The organism is Nonomuraea mangrovi, from assembly GCF_042681425.1.
Classification (GTDB): Bacteria; Actinomycetota; Actinomycetes; order Streptosporangiales; family Streptosporangiaceae; genus Nonomuraea; species Nonomuraea mangrovi.
The window spans coordinates 161,540-181,646 of record NZ_JBHUFV010000016.1 but is presented as its reverse complement, the minus strand read 5'-3'; the positions used below and the strand labels follow the sequence as shown (position 1 = coordinate 181,646).

The window sequence follows — 20,107 nt, the reverse complement described above, 5'->3', positions numbered from 1 at the left end:
GTCGCGGCCGCCGACGAGGGTCACAGGCGGTTCAGGCCGAGGACGTGGAGAACGGCGCGGCCCTCCTCGTCGGAGGCGGCCAGATCCACCTGGGCGTCGATGCCCCAGTCCCCGTCACCCGCCGGATCCTTGATGACCTGCCGCACCTTCCAGAGCTCCTTCTCCTCCGCGATGCGCAGCAGGCCAGGCCCGCGAGCGTCGGCGTCGGTGAAGATCTCCTCGTGCTCGTCGTAGTAGGCGTCGAGCGCCGCGCCCCAGTCGACGTCGGGCGCCAGCTCCTCCAGCTCGTCCTCCTTCTCCAGCGCGCACAGCTCGACCAGGCGGAACATCGCGTTCCTGACCAGGACCCTGAACGCGCGCGGGTTACCGGTGACGGGCCTGACCTTGCGCTCCAGCTCCTGCTCCTGCTCCAGCGCCGTCTCCGGGTTGCTCAGCTTCTCCCACTCGTCGATCAGCGAGGAGTCGACCTGGCGCACCAGCTCGCCGAGCCACTCGATGAGGTCGACGAGATCGTCGGTCTTGAGGTGCTCGGGGATCGTCCGGCTCAGCGTCCTGTACGCGTCGGCCAGATAGCGCAGGACCGCCCCCTCCGACCTGGACAGCTCGTAGAACTGGATGTACTCGGTGAACGTCATCGCCCGCTCGTACATGTCGCGCACGACGGACTTCGGGCTCACGTTGTAGTCGGCGACCCACGGGTGGCCGCGCCGGTAGGTCTCGTAAGCGCCGAGCAGCAGCGTCTCCAGCGGCATCGGATACATGATCTCCTGCAGCTGCTCCATGCGCTCCTCGTACTCGACCCCGTCGGCCTTCATCTGCGCCACGGCCTCGCCGCGGGCCTTCTTCAGCTGGGCCGACAGCACCTGGCGGGGGTCGTCGAGGATGGACTCCACGATCGAGACCATGTCGAGCGCGTAGCTGGGCGATTCCACGTCCAGCAGGTCGAAGGCGGCCAGCGCGAAGGTGGACAGCGCCTGGTTGAGCGCGAAGTCCTCCTGCAGGTCGATGGTCAGCCGGGCCTTCCTGCCCTGGTCGTCGGGCTCGCTCAGCTTCTCCACCACGCCGCCCGCCAGCAGCGAGCGGTAGATCGCGATCGCCTGGCTGATGTGCCGCCGCTGCCACTTGCGGTCCTCGTGGTTGTCGGTGAGCAGGTGCTTCATGGCGGCGAAACAGTCGCCCGGCCGGTTGATGACGGCGAGGAGCATGGCGTTGCTGACCTTGAAGCGTGAGGCCAGCGGCTCAGGCTCGGCCGTCTGCAGCTTCTCGAAGGTCTCCTCGCTCCAGCCGACGAACCCCTCCGGCGGCTTCTTGCGGGCATAGCCGCGGCGGCGCTTGGGATCATCGCCGATCTTGGCCAGCGCCTTGGCGTTCTCGATGTCGTGCTCGGGGGCCTGGCAGGCGACGTAGCCGATCGTGTCGAAGCCCGCGCGGCCAGCCCGGCCGGCGATCTGGTGGAACTCGCGGGCGCGCAGGCGGCGCACCTTGTTGCCGTCGTACTTCGACAGCGCGGTGAACAGCACGGTCCTGATCGGGACGTTGACCCCGACGCCGAGCGTGTCGGTGCCGCAGATGACCTTCAGCAGGCCCGCCTGGGCCAGCCGCTCCACCAGCCGCCGGTACTTCGGCAGCATGCCCGCGTGGTGGACGCCGATGCCGTGCCGTACCAGACGGGAGAGGGCCCGGCCGAACCGCGTCGTGAAGCGGAAGTTTCCGATCATCGCGGCGATGGCTTCCTTCTCGGCCTTCGTCGCCATGTTGATGGACATGAGGGACTGCGCGCGCTCCATCGCCGCCGCCTGCGTGAAGTGGACCACGTACACAGGCGCCTGGCCTGTGCTGAGCATCTCCTCGAGCGTCTCGTGCAGCGGGGTCATCCGGTAGGAGTAGACCAGCGGGACGGGGCGCTCGGCGTGCTTGACGACCGAGGTCTCCCTGCCCGTGCGCCTGGTGAGGTCCTCCTGGAACAGGGCGACGTCGCCGAGCGTCGCCGACATCAGCACGAACTGCACGTTCGGCAGCTCCAGCAGCGGCACCTGCCATGCCCAGCCGCGGTCGGGCTCGGCGTAGAAGTGGAACTCGTCCATGACGACCTGGCCGATGTCGGCCGCGGCGCCGTCACGCAGCGCCACGTTGGCGAGGATCTCCGCGGTGCAGCAGATGATCGGCGCCCCGGGGTTGACGCTGGCGTCGCCTGTCATCATGCCGACGTTCTCGGTGCCGAACAGCGCGACCAGGTCGAAGAACTTCTCCGAGACCAGCGCCTTGATCGGCGCGGTGTAGAACGTGCGCTGGTCGCGGGTCAGAGCCGTGAAGTGGGCTCCCGCCGCGACCAGGCTCTTGCCCGACCCTGTCGGTGTGGCGAGGATCAGGTTGTTTCCCGAGACGACCTCGATCAGCGCCTCCTCCTGCGCCGGGTAGAGGGTGAGCCCCCGTTCGGAGTTCCACGCGACGAACGCGTCGAAGATGGCATCGGGATCGGCGTCGATCTCTTCGGGAAGGCGGTCTATGAGGCTCACCCTCTCCATCTTGCCAAGGACATGGCCCAACCGGTTAACGAGATCCGGTCAGAACCGCGCACGGGAGGCGGTGAGGTTGGTGCCCGGCGGCGGTGGCGGGCGGGGAGAGGGCGGGTGTGGCTCGTCCGGTCAGAACCGCGCACGGGAGGTGGTGAGGATGGTGCCCGGCGGCGGCTCGTCCGGTCAGAGGCGCGCGCGGGGTGCGGTGAGGAGCAGGCCGGCGGCGATCGCGAGCGTCGACAGGACGGGCGCGCCTCCCGGGGCGAACCCGAAGGCGGTCAGTCCCAGCAGCCCGCCGCCGACCAGGGCCGCCGACACCAGCGAGCCGCTCCACGTGGCCACGCCGTACGGCAGCGCCGGCGGCTCCTCGAACCGGGCGAACGCCCGCAGCAGCGGCCAGATGAGCAGGCAGAGCGTCCCGAACCACACCGGCCATCCCACCAGCCAGCCGAGGCTCCCCGGCGCGGGGGTGTCGAGCCCGAGCCCGACGACCACGACGCCGCTCATCGCGAACAGCGCGGGCATGTGCCACAGGTACACCGTCATCATCCGGGGACCCGCCCACGCCACCAGCCGTTCGGTGCGCAGCCGCATGATCCACGGCCGCAGCAGCGTGACCAGGCCGATCTGACCGATCCCCACCCCCAGCATGGCCAGCGTGGGCGGCGCCATGTTCGACATCTCCGCGCCGGGCAGCCCGATCATGCTGCCGGGGTAAGGGCCGAAGGCCACCAGCAACGCGGCGGCGCCGTACCCGGCCATCGCCAGCAGCCCGGGACGGCCCAGCCTGCGGTCGACGTAGAAGAAGCCCAGCTGGTGGACGGCCAGCCACACGAAGCCGATGTTGAGGTAGCCGATCAGGTCGGGGCCGGAGGTGAACCTGACCAGGTCGGTGGCCACCGCGCCCGCGACCAGGACGGCGGGCGCCCGCCATCCGTGCCTGGCGTGCATCCTGAGCATCAGCGGCGTCGCGGTGACGGCGATCAGGTAGACGACCAGGAACCACAGCAGCTGCCCCGTCAGCCGGGACCCCACCTCCAGCGGCTGCTCCGGCACCCCGAACGTCGCCAGGACGTGCGGGAAGGGGATCCACACCGCCGCCAGCGGCAGCACCGGCCAGGCCAGGCGCCGCAGCCGTACGGCCAGCCACGCGGGCGCCGTGCCGGGAGCGCGGCGGAAGCTGATCGCGTTGGCCGCGCCGCCCGCGAAGAACACCAGCGGCATGACCTGGCTGATCCAGGTGACCACCCACACTCCCGGGGTGGACAGCGCGTTGCCCGTCGTCAGGCGGACGCCGTCGTAGCCCAGCACAGGGATCGTCCAGTGCTGGAGCACGACCAGGGCCATCCCCGCGAGCCGCAGGACGTCGATGAAGGAGTCCCTGGTCGTGGCGCGTACGGCTGGGCGTTCGAGCAGGACGGTCATGGGGGAGCCTCGATTCGGAAGGTGGTGACTCAAGGCTTCCGTCCGGGCCCGTCCGGCGCAGTGACGCGGTCCGCCGTCTTACGGTCAAGATCGCACTACCCCGGATGGTAGGGCTGGCCCTACCCCTTGACGCCTGCCCGCAGGGGCGAAGCAGGACCTGCGAGACTCGTAGCGTGATGTCATGCGCTCCCTGATGAGACGAGTCCTGCTGGACAGTCGTTACCTCCTGGTCGGCTTCCCGACCGCCGTGATCGCCTTCATCCTGCTCATCGCCGGGTTCGCGGCGGGGCTCGGCACGGTGGTCGTATGGATCGGCGTCCCGATCCTCTGCGGCACGCTGCTGGTCGCCAGGGGTTTCGCCGACGTGGAGCGCGGCTGGCTGTCCGACGTGCTCCGCCGCCCCGCCATCAGGCCGCGTTACAAGGAGGCGCCCGCGACGGCGGGCCGTTTCCGTCGCATCGTGAACCCGCTGACGTCCGGGCAGTCGTGGCTCGACCTGATGCACGGCATCATCAACTTCCCCATCGCCATCGTCACGTTCGTGGTGACGGTGGTGTTCTGGGCGATCCCGATCTTGGGCCTGTCCTACCCGCTCTACGGCTGGATCACCTCGCGCATCCCCGGCAACATGGAGCTTCCCGAACTGCTCGGGCTCGGTGAGGGCTACCTGGTCAACTCGGCCTTCTACGGCGGCGTCGGCCTGCTGGGCGCGTTCGTCATGCCGTTCATGGTCAGGGGGGCGGCGCTGCTGCGCGCGGGGCTCGGCAGGGCGCTGCTGACGAGCGTCGCCGAGCTGCACGAGCGCATCGACGACCTGGCCCAGGGCCGGGCGGCGGCGGTGTCGGCCGAGGCCGACGCGCTGCGCAGGCTGGAGCGCGACATCCACGACGGCCCGCAGCAGCGCCTGGTGTCGCTGGCGATGGAGCTGTCCAGGGCCCAGCGCCAGCTGAAGAAGGACCCGCAGGCCGCGCACGCGACGATCGCCGAGGCCATCACGGCCACCCGGGAGACGCTGGACGAGCTGCGCGCGCTCTCGCGCGGCATCGCGCCGCCGATCCTGGCCGACAGGGGCCTCGCGCCCGCGCTCGCCGCCCTGGCCGGCAGGTGTACGGTGCCCGTCGACCTCGACGTGCAGACCGCCGAGCGTTACGTCGCCGCGGTGGAGAACACGGTCTACTACGTGGTCGCCGAGTCGCTGACCAACATCGCCAAGCACAGCCGCGCCACGACCTGTTCGGTCCAGCTCAGCCGTACCGGGAACACGCTGATGCTGACGATCGGGGATGATGGGGTCGGCGGCGCACACGTCGCCAAGGGACACGGTCTGGCAGGGCTGGCCGACCGGCTGCGCGCGGTCGACGGCGAGCTGGTCGTGAGCTCCCCTGTGGGCGGGCCGACAGTGATCGTGGCGGAGGTGCCGTGCGGGTAGTCGTGGCCGATGACGCGGTTCTGATCAGGGAGGGCCTGATCAGGCTGCTGGAGGAGTTCGGCTGCGAGGTGGTGGCGGCGGTCGGCGACGGTGAGGCGCTCGTCGAAGCCGTGGCCTCGTTCAAGCCGGACGTGTCGGTGGTCGACGTGCGCATGCCGCCGTCCTTCACCGACGAGGGGCTGCGCGCGGCGGTGCGGGCGCGCACGCTGGTACCGGGGGCGCCCGTGCTGATCCTGTCGCAGTACGTCGAGGTCTCCTACGCCGACGACCTGCTGGCCGACGCCCGTGGCGCGGTCGGCTACCTGCTGAAGGACAGGGTCGTGGACGTCGACGAGTTCATGGAGGGGCTGCGGCGCGTCGCCTCGGGCGGCACTGTCTTCGATCCGCAGGTGGTGGCCCAGCTGATGGTGCGCAGGCGCAGGGACGATCCACTGGCCCAGCTGACCCCGCGCGAGCGGGAGGTGCTCGGTCTGATGGCGGAGGGAAAGTCGAATCCCGCCATCGGCAGGGACCTGGTGATCAGCGACGGCGCCGTGGAGAAGCACATCAGGAGCATCTTCTCCAAGCTCGGCCTCTACGCCGACGACAGCGACCAGCATCGCAGGGTGCTGGCCGTCCTGGCGTATCTCAGGGGCTGAGAAGTCTGAGCGCGTGGGCGTGCCCGCGTGTCTCGGAGGCTGAGGAGCCGCGGGCGCGTGGCCGCGCCCGTGTGTCTCGGGGGCTGGGGAGCCGCAGCGTGTGGCCGTGCCCGTGTGTCTCGGGGGCTGGGGAGCCGCGGCGTGTGGCCGTGCCCGCGTGTCTCGGGGCTGAGGCGCGCGGCCGGTCCTGGTGGACCGGCCGCGAGGGGACTCAGGCCCCGAGCGCGTCCACGAGCTTCTTCCGCTGCTGGGCGCCCAGGCCGCCGAGACGACGCTTCTCGTCGACGCCGGCCTCCTCCATGAGCGCGGTGGCCTTGGCGGGCCCGACGCCCTTGACGGCGCGCAGCGCCTGGGAGACCTTGATCTTCTTGGCGATGTCGTCGTCGCGCTCCAGCAGGTCGGCGAAGGTCAGCTCACCGGCCTTGACCTTCGCGAGCAGAGCGGTGCGGGCGGCGCGGGCCTCCGCGGCCTTCTCCAGCGCCGCCTTGCGCTGCTCCGGGGTAAGAGTGGGAAGTGCCATCTCGATCTCTCCTCGGGGAGTAATGCTTCGGGACTTTGTTACCCGTGGTGTCGCGGCTAATCATGGCGGATGCCAGCGGCTCTTGTTGCGGAAAGCCGCCGCTCAGCCGGTGCGCCAGACCGAAGCGGCCGCCTCGGCGCACGCCACGTCCTGCGCGACGGTGCCTCCGCTGACCCCCACACCGCCGACCACGCGTTCTCCTTCACCGTAGTCCGCCCACAAGGGGATGCCACCTCCGAAGCACACGAACCGGTCACCCGCGAGGCCGTACAACTCGCCTCCAGGAGCGGTCAGCGGCGCCAGGTCGGCGGTCGAGATCCGGTTGGCCACCGAGGTGTAGGCCTTGCCGGGAGCCAGGACTGGACCGGCGATCTCGGCTCCTTCCATGCGCTGGAAGCTCACCAGATGGCCGCCCGCGTCGACGACGGCGACGGACACCAGCGCGCCCTCCCTCGACGCCTGTCTGATCGCCGCCTCGCACATCCGTAACGCGATCTCCAACCCCACCGTGTCCCGAAATTTCATGAACACATGGGTATCGTCCCGTGCGTCCTGGTTGCAAGATCATCGTGGTTTCTGTCACATTTCGCGTTTCGGGCGTGTCGCACGCCAGAATTCGAGCCCCTCGCGGGTCAGGAAGGCGTCAAACACCGACTCCATCGCCCCGATGAGGGGGCCACGGTCGCCCAGCGCGGAGGGCAGGATCGGCGCCGGCTGCCGCCTGCGCATCTCCATGAGCGCCTCGTCGCAGGAGCGCCGCAACGTCTCGCCCACGAGCGCGACGCCGAGGCCCGACACGGTGACCGCGGCGGGGTCGAGGGCGTTGACGAGCGCGCCGACGCCCTTGCCGAGAGCCCTGGCGTTCGCCTCGATCGCCGCCGCCGCGGCCGGATCGCCCGCGGCGGCCGCGGCGACGATGCCTTCGGCCTGTTCCCTGCCCCTGCCCCGGCCCGCCTCGAGACCCAGGTGCCTGAGCAGGGCGTTGCGGCCCACCGCCAGGCTGAGGCAGCCGCGGGCACCGCAGGGGCACGGGTCGTCGCCGCCGGTCAGCGGCATGTGCCCGAACTCGCCCGCCGTACCGCCCGATCCCGCCAGCGGGCGGCCCTCGATCAGCAGAGCGCCGCCGGGGTCGAAGTCGACGTGGACGTGCAGGCCCACGTGCACGCCGCGCAGGTGACCGCGACGGGCCTCGGCGAGGCCCGCGAGCCTGGCGTCGTTGCCGACCCGCAGCGGCACCTCGCCGAGCGCGAGCGCCGCGGCCACGTCGACGTCGACCCAGTCCAGGTGGGAGATGTCGAGCAGGCCGTCCGCGCGCACGGGACCCGCGGCCGACACTCCCACGCCCACCACCCTGGGTCCGAGCCGTTCGCGCAGTGCCGCGCCCAGTGACCGCAGCGCGCCGGAGGGTGTGCCGTCGTGCTCTCGCGTGGCGAGCACGGTCGAGCCGCCGCCCAGCTCGCACGCCGCGATCGTCCAGGTGTCCTCGCGCAGGTCGGCGGCCAGGGCCAGCGGCCCGTTGGGGTGCGGTCCCGGCAATTGCGTGGGGCGGCCCCTGGCGTGCTCCTTCGGCGGGGCCTCCTGGAGCAGCTCCTCCTCGACCAGCCCGGCCACCAGCACCGAAGCCGTTCCGCGGGCCAGCTCCAGGTCGCGCGTCAGCTGCGATCGCGTACGGCTGGCCGCGCCGTCGTGCACCGCGCGCAGCAGTCCGAGGCGGTTGTGCACGCGCAGGTCTCCCACATCCATGGAACACAGTTTATGCTCTAGCCGTGAACAAAAGAGCTCGTATCGGTGTGTTCGGCTTCTTCTTCCTCTGCGGCCTTGTCATGGGCATGTGGGCGGCGGGCCTGCCCGCCCTGAACGAACGGCTCGCCCTCGGGCCGGAGCGGCTCGGCTTCGCCCTGTTGCTGGTGTCGTTGGGCGCGCTGGCCTCGATGCTGGCGGCGGGCAGGATCGTGGACCGGCTGACCAGCAGGACCGTGTGCTGGTTCGCGGGACCGCTGTCGGCCGTGGTGCTGCTCGGCCCCGCGCTGGCGCCGTCCTACCCGGTGCTGATGGTCACGGCGGTCGTGCTCGGACTGGGCCTCGGCGTGATCGAGGTGGCGATGAACGTCCACTCGGTCGAGGTCGAGCACGCCTACGGCCGGCCGATCATCTCCGCCTTCCACGGCACGTGGAGCCTGGGCGGCGCGACCGGCGGCGCGCTCACCGCCATCGGGCTCAAGCTCGGCGTGGACGGGCAGGCGCTGCTGGTCGGCGCCGCCGTCGTCGTGCCCTTCCTGTATCTTCCCGCCGCCCGCCTGCTGCTGCCTGGGCGGCCCGCGACAGAGCCGGCCGAGCAGGGGGGCGGCATGGGCGCGATGCGCTGGGGGCTGGTGGCGCTGCTCGGTCTGGTCGCCTTCGCCGGGCACCTGAGCGAGGGCGCGGCCATCGACTGGGCCGCGCTGCACGCGCGTCTGGTGCTCGACACCGATCCCGCCGCCGCGCCCCTTGCCTACACCGTGTTCTCCATCGCGATGACCTCGGTCAGGCTGCTCGGAGACCCGATCAGGGCCAGGTTCGGGCCCGTGCGCACGATCCAGCTCGCCGGCGTGTTCGCCACGGCCGGGTACCTGCTGGTGCTGTTCGTGCCCACCGTCGTCGGCGCGTGGGCGGGCTGGGCGCTCGCCGGCATCGGCCTGGCCACCGTGGTGCCCGTCGTCTTCAGCGCCGTGGGCGCGGCCGGAGGGGCGGTCGGGCGGGCGCTGTCGCTGGTGACCGCTTTCGGCTACTCGGGGCTGCTCGTCGGGCCCGCGGTCCTGGGCTTCGTGACGGAGAGGTCGTCGCTGCCCGTCGCGCTGATCATCCCCACCGTGCTGGCCGCGGTGGTCGGCCTCGCCGGCGCCCCGGCGATCCGCGCGATCAGCGCGGCCCCCGAGCCCGTGCCCGCAGGCCGCTGACCGGCCACCCACGGCTGCCTGGACAATGGCACGGTGGAGCTACACGATCTCTCCGCCGGTGACGGCGTGCTCGAACGCGTCGGCGCGGTGGCGCGGGCGGCGCTGGAGCGCTACGACGTGTCACCCGCGGCCACCGCGACGCTGATCAACGTCTCGGAGAACGCCACCTTCCGCGTCGACGACCCCGAGACGGGCGGCCGGTCGATCCTGCGGGTGCACAGGCTCGGCTACCACTCGGCGGCGGCCATCGGCTCGGAGCTGGACTGGCTGGAGGCCCTCAGGAGGGAGGAAGGCGTCCGCACGCCTGCCGTGATCGAGGCGGCCGACGGCGCGAAGGTGGTCGGGGCAGGCGGCAGGAACGTCGTGATGTTCGCGTTCCTGCCCGGCGCCGAGCCGCGAGAGGACCGCCTGGTCGACGGGTTCAAGCAGCTCGGCGCCGTGACCGCGCGCATGCACAGGCACGCCGTACGGTGGCGGCGGCCCGAGGGGTTCACCAGGTTCGCCTGGGACTGGGACGCCGCCTTCGGCGCGGAGGCCAGATGGGGACGGTGGCGGGACGGCGTCGGCGTCGACGGCGAGGCGCACGCCGTCCTGCGGCGCCTGGAGGACCGGCTGCGCGAGCGCATCGCGCGCTACGGCCGCTCACCCGAGCGGTTCGGGCTGATCCACGCAGACATGCGCCTGGCCAACCTCCTCGACGACGGCGGACCCGAACCCAGCGTCATCGACTTCGACGACTGCGGGTTCGGGTGGCACGTCTACGACCTGGCCGCCGCGCTCAGCTTCATCGAGCACGAGCCGGTGGTGCCCGAGCTCATCGACGCCTGGCTGGACGGCTACCGCAGCGAGGAGCCCTTCACAGCGGAGGACGAGCGCGAGATCTGGACGTTCATCCTGTTCAGAAGGCTGCTGCTGGTGGCGTGGATCGGGTCGCACCAGGGGGTGGACATCGCCAGGGAGCTCGGCGAGGGCTACACCCGCGGCGCCTGCGACCTCGCCGACCGCTACCTCGGCTCGGTCTGACGCCGCGCGGGCGACGGGCCCCGCGCGCCGGGAGGGACGCACGGGGCCCGTGCCTCACCCCACGTACGGCCGCTGCAGGAAGCGGCCGAGCGCGGGGTCGTACAGGCGGGCGCCCATGAGCACCGTGCCGCCCAGCGCCGCGGAGACGAACCTGCCGCCGAGCCAGCCGTACCTGCGCGGTCGCGAGGCGATGCCGAACTCGTCGAAGGCCAGCACCGTCGCCGCCCCCGTGTCGAGGTCGAGTTCGGTGCCGACGTCACCGTGCAGGGTGGTCAGCTGCACACGGACCGCGCCCGTCGCCGAGGTGAGCGCCGCCAGCTCGCCGCCGATCCCGGTGACGGTCCTGACGACCGACCCGCCTTCGGCCAGCCAGCGCGGCGTCTCGCCCTCCGCGCCGTAGTGGTGCACGGTCGCCGCGCCGGTCCCGCTCGTCTCCGACCTGACCCGGCCCATGGGGTCGCGCGCCCAGGTGAGCGTCTCGTCGCCCGCGGTCTGCTTCGACGGTGCGCCGTCGTCGAAGTAGTCGACGGTCCTGCCGCCCGGCAGGCTCGTCGTACGGCCGAGCCCGTCGTAGCCGTAGCCGTCCCCGGTCAGGCGGCCGTCGGCGTAGGTGTAGCCGGTGATCGCGGAGGCCGCGTCGTCGGCCTGAGGGCACTCCTCCTCGGAACTCTGGACGGCCAGCCGCGTCCTGTTGCTCTGGCCGTCGTAGGCGTAACGGCGCAGCGAGCACACGGGGAAGGCGATCTCCCGCACCGAGGTGAGCCTGCCCGCTCCGTCGTAGCCGAGCGTGCGGTCGGTCATCGTGTCGGTGCGCAGCTGGAGCACCGGCTGCCCGTGGACGGAGAGCCCGGCCTGGTCGATCAGCACGGGCCCCTCCACCCCGTCCCTGGTGTAGACGCGGGCGAACGGCCGGCCGATCTCGTCGAACAGCCCCGCCATCCGCAGGCCGCCCGGCAGCTCGCCGGCCACCACGCGGCCGTCGTCGTCGTAACGGGCGGTGAAGACGCCCGCCACCGAGTCGGTGACCGAGGTGAGCAGGCCGCGCGGCTCCACCGCGTGGTCGTATGCGTAGACGCTGGTCGAGGGCGCCGAGTCGCTCACCTTGGTCACGCGGTCGAGGTCGTCGTACTCGGTGCGGGTCACCGCCCCGTCCGCGTCGGTGTGGGAGATGAGACGGCCGAGCCGGTCGAAGCCGGAGACGACCTTCGCGGCCGCCTGCCTTCGCTCGACCACCCTGCCGCTGCTCGGGTCGTAGCCGAGCTCCCGCGCTCCGATCGCGACGGGCCTGCCCGCGCCGTCACGCCTGACGGTCGTGACGGAGGAGCCCTCCGTGATCGTGTCGACCTCACCCAGTGCCGTGTAGGTGAAGGTCCTGTCACCGTCCCTGCAGGTCAGCCCCGCCCATTCGGGGCGGCCGCCGCACTCGCCACCGCCGCCGGCGGTGAAGGGCACGGGCCTGCCGACCGTCTTGGTGACGGCCTGCCCGCCGGGGTCCAGGACGGTCCGCAGCGGCAGCCCGCTGCCCCAGTCGTACACGGTGGCGGTGGTGCGCACGTCGGCGTCGGGCATGGACTCCCGTCCGACGATCCTGGCCCCCTTCCTGAGCGTGGTGGGCAGGTCCCTGGCCAGGGCGTCGCCAGGCCGCTGCTCGTCGTAGGCGACCACGGTGCGCGTTCTGGCCCCGATCGCGAAACCGGCGGGCAGATCCTCGTTGATCTCGGCTTCGAGGTTGACGATGTGGACCGGGTCGAGCTCCTCCAGCTTCCTGCGGCCGGCTGGATCGTAGACGGCGCGGGTCGACAGCAGCTCGGCGCGCTCGGCCGGGCCGTACCCGGAGATGCCCAGCTCGCCGAGGCGGTAGTCGGTGTCGGGCCGCTGTGACAGCTCCCTGTTGCCCGCGGTGAGCGTACGGACGGCATGTCCGAAGCGGTCGTACTCGGCCGCGCTCAGCCGCCCGCCCGGCACCAGGGTGTTGACGGCCCTGCCTGCCTCGTCCAGGTAGGTGACCGTGGCCCGCGTCCACGATCCCGGCCGCTGGTCGGGCGGGAGCACGGCGGTGGCGGTGACGGCGGCCGCCTTCTGCCCCCAGGCCGCGACGTGCTCGGCCGCCACGTCGGCGGGGCCGCCGGCGGCCCGGTCGAGCGGCACGCCGTACACGAGGGTGGTGGTGGCCTGCCCCGCCACCTGGTCGGCGGTGCCCGGCCTGAGCGTGGCACGGGTGAGCGACAGCAGGCGGCCTTCCGCGTCGTAGCGAGGCGTCCAGGGCAGTTCGCCCGGCGGGGTGAGCGAGGTGAGGCGGCCCGCGGCGTCGTAGCCGTACAGGGTCTTGAGCGGGGGGCTGATCCGGGGATCCCACACCTCGGCCAGCCGTCCCGCGGCGTCGTAGGCGTACCGGGCGATCGCGAGGCCCTCGAAGCTCAGCGTGGTGACCCGGCCGTCCGCGCCGTAGGCCAGGTCGAGCCTGCGCCCCGCCTGGCTGATCGCCGTCAGCCTGACCTGGTCGCCCACGCTCTCGTACGCGTGCTCAGCCGGGAGGTAGACGCCTCCCTGCCTGGCGAAGACGGTCGCGCGGCCGAGGGAGTCGGTGAGGGTGTAGGAACCGGTGAGCGTGAGGTCCTCGGCGCCGAGCTCGGGCTTCCAGCCTCCGCCGGTCCTGGTGAACTGGACCGGTCTGCCGTCCTGGGTGATCACTTCGACCGACGTGGGGGAGGTCTCCCGCAGGGAGGCGACGGCAGGCGGCCACTCCTTGCCGAACGGCGTGATCGGACTGTTCCCGCCACGCGAGCCGTGGACCCTGGTGACCGACAGGCCGAAGGGGCCGCCCTCGGTGGCCCGCAGCCGGTAGTCGCCGGTCAGCAGGTTGACCTCGCCGGGGCCCACCTCGGCCCTGGCGGCCGCCGAGGCCGACCGGTCGGAGACGATGGTCGCGGGGGCGCTCTCGGCGGCGTTGCCGAAGACCACCGCGCGCACCTGGACGGCGGCGTCGCCCAGCTGCGCGCCGACGTCCCAGACCAGCCCGGAAAGGCGGCCTGGCGCGGCCACCGGCCAGGCGGTCAGCGGCTTGCCGTCGGCGCCGAGCACGTGGGCGACGGGGATGTCGGCCCAGGCGTCGCCGTCCGCTCTGCGGTACTGGAACGTGACCTGGGTGAACCCGGTGCCCGCCACCTCCAGCGGGAGCCTGCCCGTCGTGCGCCCGCCGTCCTTCGGCGAGGTGAGCACGGCAACGGCGGCGCCGGCGCCCACGTTGAAGGCGTAGGCCGTCGTGGGGGAGGCGTTGCCCGCCTTGTCCAGGGTGTACACGCGCAGGGTGTGGGGGCCCGTGGTCGGCGGCGTCACCTTGGCGGTGACGGCGGCGCCCGTGGTGAGCACCCTGGTCTCGGCGCCGTCGTCGAGCCTGTAGGCCAGCCAGCCGGTGTCGGAGCCGGCCGGGGTGAGGGTGAAGGTGCCCGGCCTGCCCGCGTCGCCGTACCAGCCGCCGTCGGAGGGGTAGTCGGCCGAGGCCGCCTTCGGAGCCGGGGGCTTGACGGTGTCGACGGTGAAGGCCGCGCTCTGGTACGCCTTGGACGACAGGGAGCCGTCGTTGGCCCAGGAGCGGATCGTGTACGTCTTGCCGTTGACGAGCTTCCCCGCGGGCACGGTGGCGGAGGAGAAGCCGTTGCTGGCCACATAGTCGCCGTAGAGATCGTTGACGACCAGGCTGGAGCCGTCGTAGACGTCGAACAGGCCGCGGGTGTTGCCCTTGTCGGGGTCGCGCACGTGGTTGCGCAGCTGCGGCGTCACGGTGTTGGTCCACCGCGTGCCCGCGTAGTCGCTGAAGGGCGAGACCCACGTCGAGACCGGCGTGTCCGGGTAGGAGTTGTAGGTCACCGAGATGTACGGCACGCCCGAGGAGGCGTTGCCCGAGTTGAAGCGCTTCCAGGCGAACTCGTCGGACTCGTTGGCGGCCCGCAGGCCCATGCCCGACTCCGTGTACGCCTTGTCCGCCCACATCTGGACCAGCGAGGTGACGTTGGCGCTCACCCAGCCGTTGGCGCAGCCGCTGCCCCAGCCCTTGGTCTCTGTCGAGGTGGCGTAGCGGGTCGCCATGGTGGGTCCGGGCCAGCGGGAGGAGGTCGAGGCGCGGTTGGCCGACCAGACCTCCCACGCCCTGGCGTTGCAGGACCAGGAGTGGTGGTTCCACAGCTTCAGCGACGCCGACAGGATCTTCTTGCCCGCGATGCCGGGGGTCTTCCACGTGATGAAGGATCTGGCGACCTGGCCGCTGCCGTTGTCGCCGATCTTCAGCTCGGTCGCGCCCGACTGGTCGGTGCCGTAGCCCTGCTGCACGAAGGTGTCGAAGACCTGGCCGAGGTTGAGCGAGGGGTCGACGGTGACCGGGTAGCGCGTGGCGGGGTCGTTCAGGAACGCGGGGTCGGGGGTGAGGACGAGGTCCTGGCCCGACAGTGTCATGGCCACGGGCGCCCGGTTCAGGTGGTCGCCCGAGCTCGGGTGCACCTGCGCGTCCCACATGACGGGTGCGGGGATGGTGGCGGCGACCTTGCCCTTGCGGTCGACCAGCTCGACACCGCCGTCACCCGATCGGCGGGCCGTCATCCCCGGTGCCCTGAGCCGCAGCGTGTACGACAGCGGCGTCGCGGGACGCCGCTTGAGCAGCAGGAACTGCTCGGCGCCCGTCCTGGTCGCGGTCACCATCAGATCGGCGCCCGGCAGCACCTCCGGGTAGGTGGCGGTCTCGGCCTGCAGCCGCGGCGTGGGCAGCGAACCCTTCCACCGCATGGTGACCCTGGACTCGCCCTCGCCCACCGTGATGAGGTCGCCGCCCCCGACACCGAGGGTGAGCCCGCGCCGGTGGCCCTTTGCGGCGATCCGGCCGCTCGCGTCCGTGGCGAGACTGATGTCGACCGGAGCCCAGCCGCCGTCGCGGCGGAAGCGGATCGGGCCGGCGAAGCTGTCGACGGTCGTCGAGCCGTCGGGGTTGGCGTAGGTGGTGGTCGTCTCCGTGCGGGCGGACTCGATCTCCACCCGACGGCCGTTCAGGCGGGCGGTGAGCTTGGCGGAGGCCTCGTCGGGCGCGCTCGTCGGCCGGGTCGCCGCCGGGAGCGGCGGTACGGCCGACGCGGCGGCGGAGGCGAGCGGGGTGAGGGGGATCAGGGGGAGGAGGGCGAGCGCGAGACCGCAGGCGACCGCCCGCGGCGTGATGGCAGGCATGGGTGCTCCGGAAGCGGACGTAGGGCGACGCCCCCGCCGCGATGACGGGGGCGCCGGACAAGCAGGGGGAGAGAAGGACTACCTGGTCGAGCAGCTCTGCTTGCGCACTTCACCCCAGGTGATCGGCCCGGGCCACTGCGCTCGGATGGCGAAACACTGGTTCTTCTGCGCGGCTTCGCGGATCTTGTAGATGAAGGAGGCGATGCCGGTCACGACCGCCACCTTGCAGATCAGCTTGACCCGCTTCTCCTTGATCTTGTCGCAGACGTACTTGAGCACCTCGGCGGCGGCGGCCGCGCCGCCGTACAGCCAGGCGTTGTGGATCCTCTTGGTGACGGTCCGCGAGAAGATGACCCTGCACATGGCCTTCCACCAGGTGCACTGCAGCTTCAGCGCCGGATCGGCGACCACGGGGTAGGCGGCGCCCGCGTGGTTGACGGTCTGGACCAGCGTCATGCCCTCGACGCGGTAGGTGGTGGGAACGGGGTTGCCGTTGGCGTCCTTGGCCCACGGAGCGTCGATCTCACCGAGGTAGACCTCCTCGTTGTAGATCAGCACCGTCGAGCCGTCCTCGTCCAGCTCCAGCGTGCTGTTCTCCGGAGCACTGATCGGGAAGCGGTACTCGGTCGGCGCCGAGGCGTCCTTGATCACGGTCAGCACGCGGGCCACCTGGCCGGTGCGGTTGTGCGCGAAGGCGACGCTCGGCTGCTTGGCCGCGTAGGTCACCAGGCCGGGCAGCGGCTGGTTGCCGGTGCCCACCGCGTCGGGGGTACCGATGCCGATGTCGGAGTCGCTCACGGTCGCCGTGAGCGAGTTGTCGACGGCGGTGGAGGCCGCGAAGGGCTGCTGGGTGTTGCCTTCGGGGATCTCCGTGGGCGGCGTGGTCTTGGCCTCCTCGACGATGTCGGGGACGACCTGGGTCAGGGCGGCGAGGGCGGGGTCGTCGGCGGCGGTCGCCGGGATCCCCGACAGTCCGACCGAGCTGATGGTGAGGAATACCGTCGCGATGACGGCCAGTGCACGAGTGCCGATCCGCATGAATGTCCTTCCGCATGCGATGAGGGGGAGTGTGCACAAACGCCGCAAACGTAAGGATCATGGCTGTCCATCAGAGTGATCATGGATGGCTGGACGGTAAACGTTTCCCATCCAGAACGATCATCCGTACCGAGAGTGAAACGGTCCGTGAGCTCGCGCGGGACGGGGACCGTCGCCTTCTCTCGCCGCGTGAACGAGCGGTGACCGTACGCCTGCCGCAGCCTGGGAGCCCCTCTCGTTCGGGCTCGCCTCGGCCGACGAACCGGTCGCTGCCGCCGCCGCCGTCGGATGGGCCGGCGTGACGGGCGCCCTGAAACGATCAACCGTGCGTTGACCTGGTGTTACGTGATCGTGACTTGACCCTCGAAGTTACGTGCATGTTTCATGGGCCCAGCGCCGTAAACGTTTACAGCTTCTTTACTGTAAACGTTTTCAAACCGAGAGGGAGGGCAGCCTTGGCCGAGGGACCCACGATCAACACGATCGCCGAACGGGCCGGGGTGTCGATCGCCTCCGTCTCGCGGGTGCTCAACGGCCTGCCCACCCGGCAGGAGACGGTCCGCAAGGTGCTGGCCGCCGCGGAGGAGCTCGGCTACGTGCGCAACGCCGTGGCCAGGAGCCTCAAGTCGCGCCGCACCAACCAGGTCGCCTTCGCCATGGCCGACATCGGCAACCCCGTCTACCTGGCGATGGTGCGGCAGATCCAGCCGGTGCTCAAGGCGGCTGGATACCGGCTCGTCCTGCACTCCACCGACGCCATCGTGGCCGACGAGATCGACGTGCTGCACAGCCTCGGCGAGCGTTACGTCGACGGGCTGATCATGAGTCCGCTGCGCGTCACCGACGAGCACCTGAAGACGATCGCGACTGCACGGGCGCCCGTCGTCATCATCGGTTCGGTGCCGGACGGCACGCGGGTCGACAACGTCAGGGCCGACTCGCGCACCGGCGTCAGGCTCGCCATCGACCATCTTCACGGCCTCGGCCGCCGCAGGATCGGTTTCCTCAACGGCCCGCTCGACACGGTTCCCGGTGCGGCGCGCGCCGCCGCCTACAGGGAGGCGCTGAAGGAGCGCGGCCTGCCGTACGACGAGGGGATCGTCGAGGTCGGCGACTTCTACCGGGCCGAGGGGGCGCGCGCGGCGCGCGCCCTGCTCGACCGGGCGGCCGGTGTGGACGCGCTGATGTGCGCCAACGACCTGATCGCGCTGGGCGCGCTCGACGTGCTGCGCGCGGCGGGACTGCGAGTGCCCGAGGACGTGGCGGTGGTCGGCATGGACGACACCGACCTGGCCGCCGCCTCGTGGCCGTCCCTGACGAGCGTCTCGCTGGGCTCCGCAGAACGCGGCAAGGCCGCCGCCGAGCTGCTGCTCGACCGGCTCAACGACATGGACAGGGAACCGCGGCTGGTCACGGTGCCGCCCGTGCTCGTCGTCAGGGCCTCCACGGCCGGCGAAGGCGCCGAGCGGAGACCGGTCTCCGCCGGACAGGCGCTCTCCGCGGGAGGGGAGGCGTCCACTCCCCGGGCGGGTTCCCTCCGCCGGACGACAGGACCAGGACCTGACCGGGAGAGCACGGGGGAAGCCGCCGTCACCGCAGTACCCGTCCAAGCCGCACCACAGCCGAAGGGAGGCACGCCATGACGGCGGTCGCGACCAGACCCTCGCGCACCTCGCCGAACCCGCGCCGCAAGGTCCGTTCGAGGCAGGGCCGCGAGACGCTGCTGCTGATGCTCCCCGCGCTGGTGCCGGTGCTGCTGTTCAGCGTCGGCCCGCTGCTGTACGGCATCGGCCTCGCCTTCACCGACGCGCGCGCGGGCCGTAACGCGGTCTACGAGTTCGTGGGCCCGCAGAACTTCGTCGACCTGCTGTCGGACGCCGACTTCTGGTCCTCCTTCAGGATCGGCCTGATCTGGGCGGTCTCGGTCACGGGCCTGCAGTTCCTGCTCTCGCTCGGCCTGGCCATCCTGCTGAACCAGAACCTGCGGTTCAGGGGCCTGGCCAGGGTCCTCGCGGTCGTGCCGTGGGCGATGCCGCCCGTGGTGATCGGCCTGATGTGGCGCCTGGTCTACCACCCCGACGCGGGCATTCTCAACAGCATGCTCGGCACCGACATCGACTGGCTCGCCGACTTCTCGCTGGCGCTGCCCGCCGTGATCGTGATGGGCGTCTGGAGCGGCATGCCGCAGACCACCGTGGTTCTGCTGGCAGGGCTCCAGGGCGTGCCGAAGGAACTGTACGAGGCGGTCGAGGTCGACGGCGCGGGCACCTGGCGCAGGTTCTGGAACATCACACTGCCGCAGCTGCGGCCTGTGATCGTGGCCATCACCTCGCTCGACTTCGTGTGGAACATCAACCAGTTCAGCCTCGTCTACGTGCTCACCCAGGGCGGTCCTGGAGGTCAGACGCGGCTGCCCATGCTCTTCGCCTACGAGCAGGCCTTCCGCTACGGCTTCTTCGGCTACGCGGCGGCGCTGGGCGTGGCGACCATGATCGTCGTGCTCGCGGTGCTCGGCGTCTATCTCTGGCGGCAGATGAGGGAGGCGTCATGAAGCAGATCCCGAAGTACGCCGCGCTCCTGGCCTACATGATCTTCCTGGTGTTCCCGCTGGTCTGGCTGCTGTCGACGGCGTTCAAGACGCCGCAGGAGATGGCCAACCTGAACCCGGCGTGGATCCCGCGCGAGCCGACCCTGAGCAACTTCGAGGCCGCCTTCACCGAGCAGGATCTGGTGGGCGCGGGCGTGCGCAGCCTCATCGTGGCGTTGTGCAGCGCGGTTCTCACCGTGGTCATCGCCCTGCCCGCGGCCTACGCCATCGCCCGCCACCGCAGTCTGGTCAGCAAGATCGCGGTCGGGTGGGTGCTGGTCAGCCAGGTCTTCCCGTTCATCCTGATCATCATCCCGCTCTTCATGGTGCTGCGGAACCTCGATCTGGTGAGCACGCTGCCCGGCCTGATCATCGTGCATGTGACGTTCACGCTGCCGTTCGCACTGTGGATGCTGCAGGGCTACGTGCGGGCGGTGCCACCCGAACTGGAGGAAGCCGCCTCCGTCGACGGCGCCGGACGCGTGCGGTCGATCGTGAGCGTGGTGGCGCCGCTACTGGCCCCCGGCGTGGTGGCCACCTTGTTGTTCTCGTTCATCTCGTCGTGGAACGAGTTCCTCTTCGCGCTCGTGGTCCTCAAGGACCCCGACGTGATGACACTGCCACTCACTCTGGTCCGCTTCACCGGGCCTGAGGGAGTGTCCAGGCTGGGTCCGCTGGCCGCCGCATCGGTCGTGGCGACGATCCCCAGCCTGATCTTCTTCGCAATCATCCAGCGACGGCTGAGGTCCGGCCTCATGGCCGGAGCGGTCAAGGGCTAGGAGGCTCT

14 protein-coding genes are annotated in these 20,107 nt (G+C 71.1%); 7 read left to right on the top strand and 7 right to left on the bottom strand.

Annotated features, from left to right (window positions below; genetic code table 11):
• Positions 1-20: 20 nt before the first annotated feature.
• Both ACFSKW_RS10985 and ACFSKW_RS10980 read right to left on the bottom strand, forming a co-directional pair.
• A complete protein-coding gene (locus tag ACFSKW_RS10985) occupies positions 21-2,525 on the bottom strand; it encodes a DEAD/DEAH box helicase (RefSeq protein ID WP_379571864.1) in 2,505 nt (834 codons plus the stop codon).
• Positions 2,526-2,699: 174 nt separating this feature from the next.
• Positions 2,700-3,941: an acyltransferase family protein gene (locus ACFSKW_RS10980; protein ID WP_379571862.1), complete on the bottom strand. Its 1,242-nt coding sequence runs from the start codon at positions 3,939-3,941 to the stop codon at positions 2,700-2,702.
• A gap of 181 nt (positions 3,942-4,122) precedes the next feature.
• Here ACFSKW_RS10980 and ACFSKW_RS10975 point away from each other — a divergent pair, with 181 nt between their 5' ends.
• Both ACFSKW_RS10975 and ACFSKW_RS10970 read left to right on the top strand, forming a co-directional pair.
• On the top strand, positions 4,123-5,370 hold the full coding sequence (locus ACFSKW_RS10975) for a sensor histidine kinase (RefSeq protein WP_379571860.1): 1,248 nt from the start codon (positions 4,123-4,125) through the stop codon (positions 5,368-5,370).
• Positions 5,361-6,008 (top strand): response regulator, encoded by a 648-nt coding sequence (locus tag ACFSKW_RS10970; protein WP_379571858.1) that lies wholly within the window; start codon positions 5,361-5,363, stop codon positions 6,006-6,008. The genes ACFSKW_RS10975 and ACFSKW_RS10970 overlap by 10 nt, the downstream gene beginning before the upstream one ends.
• A gap of 211 nt (positions 6,009-6,219) precedes the next feature.
• Here the strand turns inward: ACFSKW_RS10970 and mihF are convergent, their stop codons facing one another.
• From mihF to ACFSKW_RS10955, 3 genes are all read right to left on the bottom strand, one after another.
• The gene (gene mihF, locus ACFSKW_RS10965; protein WP_183659676.1) at positions 6,220-6,528 is read right to left on the bottom strand and encodes an integration host factor, actinobacterial type; all 309 of its coding nucleotides are present in this window, start codon (positions 6,526-6,528) and stop codon (positions 6,220-6,222) included.
• A 102-nt stretch (positions 6,529-6,630) separates the two neighbouring features.
• Positions 6,631-7,053, bottom strand: a complete 423-nt coding sequence (locus ACFSKW_RS10960; protein ID WP_358131934.1) for a GlcG/HbpS family heme-binding protein — start codon at positions 7,051-7,053, stop codon at positions 6,631-6,633.
• A 54-nt stretch (positions 7,054-7,107) separates the two neighbouring features.
• On the bottom strand, positions 7,108-8,271 hold the full coding sequence (locus tag ACFSKW_RS10955) for an ROK family protein (RefSeq protein WP_379571856.1): 1,164 nt from the start codon (positions 8,269-8,271) through the stop codon (positions 7,108-7,110).
• Between the two features lie 23 nt (positions 8,272-8,294).
• On the opposite strand from ACFSKW_RS10955, the gene ACFSKW_RS10950 reads away from it, so the two are divergent.
• Positions 8,295-9,464: an MFS transporter gene (locus ACFSKW_RS10950; RefSeq protein WP_379571854.1), complete on the top strand. Its 1,170-nt coding sequence runs from the start codon at positions 8,295-8,297 to the stop codon at positions 9,462-9,464.
• A 33-nt stretch (positions 9,465-9,497) separates the two neighbouring features.
• The gene (locus tag ACFSKW_RS10945; RefSeq protein WP_379571852.1) at positions 9,498-10,487 is read left to right on the top strand and encodes a phosphotransferase enzyme family protein; all 990 of its coding nucleotides are present in this window, start codon (positions 9,498-9,500) and stop codon (positions 10,485-10,487) included.
• A 54-nt stretch (positions 10,488-10,541) separates the two neighbouring features.
• Here the strand turns inward: ACFSKW_RS10945 and ACFSKW_RS10940 are convergent, their stop codons facing one another.
• Positions 10,542-15,695, bottom strand: coding sequence for a DNRLRE domain-containing protein (locus ACFSKW_RS10940; RefSeq protein WP_379571850.1), 5,154 nt, complete (start codon positions 15,693-15,695; stop codon positions 10,542-10,544).
• Between the two features lie 78 nt (positions 15,696-15,773).
• Positions 15,774-16,733 (bottom strand): hypothetical protein, encoded by a 960-nt coding sequence (locus ACFSKW_RS10935; RefSeq protein ID WP_379571848.1) that lies wholly within the window; start codon positions 16,731-16,733, stop codon positions 15,774-15,776.
• Positions 16,734-17,188: 455 nt separating this feature from the next.
• On the opposite strand from ACFSKW_RS10935, the gene ACFSKW_RS10930 reads away from it, so the two are divergent.
• The 3 genes from ACFSKW_RS10930 to ACFSKW_RS10920 are packed head-to-tail and all read left to right on the top strand — an operon-like array spanning position 17,189 to position 20,099.
• Positions 17,189-18,376 (top strand): LacI family DNA-binding transcriptional regulator, encoded by a 1,188-nt coding sequence (locus tag ACFSKW_RS10930; RefSeq protein WP_379571846.1) that lies wholly within the window; start codon positions 17,189-17,191, stop codon positions 18,374-18,376.
• On the top strand, positions 18,373-19,284 hold the full coding sequence (locus tag ACFSKW_RS10925) for a carbohydrate ABC transporter permease (RefSeq protein ID WP_379571844.1): 912 nt from the start codon (positions 18,373-18,375) through the stop codon (positions 19,282-19,284). The genes ACFSKW_RS10930 and ACFSKW_RS10925 overlap by 4 nt, the downstream gene beginning before the upstream one ends.
• Positions 19,281-20,099: a carbohydrate ABC transporter permease gene (locus tag ACFSKW_RS10920; protein ID WP_379571842.1), complete on the top strand. Its 819-nt coding sequence runs from the start codon at positions 19,281-19,283 to the stop codon at positions 20,097-20,099. Before ACFSKW_RS10925 ends, ACFSKW_RS10920 begins: the two co-directional genes overlap by 4 nt.
• Positions 20,100-20,107: the final 8 nt, after the last annotated feature.

What these genes read in the sequence shown, in the direction of transcription:
- ACFSKW_RS10940 (WP_379571850.1), bottom strand. Translation starts at nt 15,695, where the DNA reads ATGCCTGCCATCACGCCGCGGGCGGTCGCCTGCGGTCTCGCGCTCGCC.
- ACFSKW_RS10985 (WP_379571864.1), bottom strand. Translation starts at nt 2,525, where the DNA reads ATGGAGAGGGTGAGCCTCATAGACCGCCTTCCCGAAGAGATCGACGCC.
- ACFSKW_RS10975 (WP_379571860.1), top strand. Translation starts at nt 4,123, where the DNA reads ATGCGCTCCCTGATGAGACGAGTCCTGCTGGACAGTCGTTACCTCCTG.
- ACFSKW_RS10925 (WP_379571844.1), top strand. Translation starts at nt 18,373, where the DNA reads ATGACGGCGGTCGCGACCAGACCCTCGCGCACCTCGCCGAACCCGCGC.
- mihF (WP_183659676.1), bottom strand. Translation starts at nt 6,528, where the DNA reads ATGGCACTTCCCACTCTTACCCCGGAGCAGCGCAAGGCGGCGCTGGAG.
- ACFSKW_RS10955 (WP_379571856.1), bottom strand. Translation starts at nt 8,271, where the DNA reads ATGGATGTGGGAGACCTGCGCGTGCACAACCGCCTCGGACTGCTGCGC.
- ACFSKW_RS10935 (WP_379571848.1), bottom strand. Translation starts at nt 16,733, where the DNA reads ATGCGGATCGGCACTCGTGCACTGGCCGTCATCGCGACGGTATTCCTC.
- ACFSKW_RS10980 (WP_379571862.1), bottom strand. Translation starts at nt 3,941, where the DNA reads ATGACCGTCCTGCTCGAACGCCCAGCCGTACGCGCCACGACCAGGGAC.
- ACFSKW_RS10920 (WP_379571842.1), top strand. Translation starts at nt 19,281, where the DNA reads ATGAAGCAGATCCCGAAGTACGCCGCGCTCCTGGCCTACATGATCTTC.
- ACFSKW_RS10960 (WP_358131934.1), bottom strand. Translation starts at nt 7,053, where the DNA reads ATGAAATTTCGGGACACGGTGGGGTTGGAGATCGCGTTACGGATGTGC.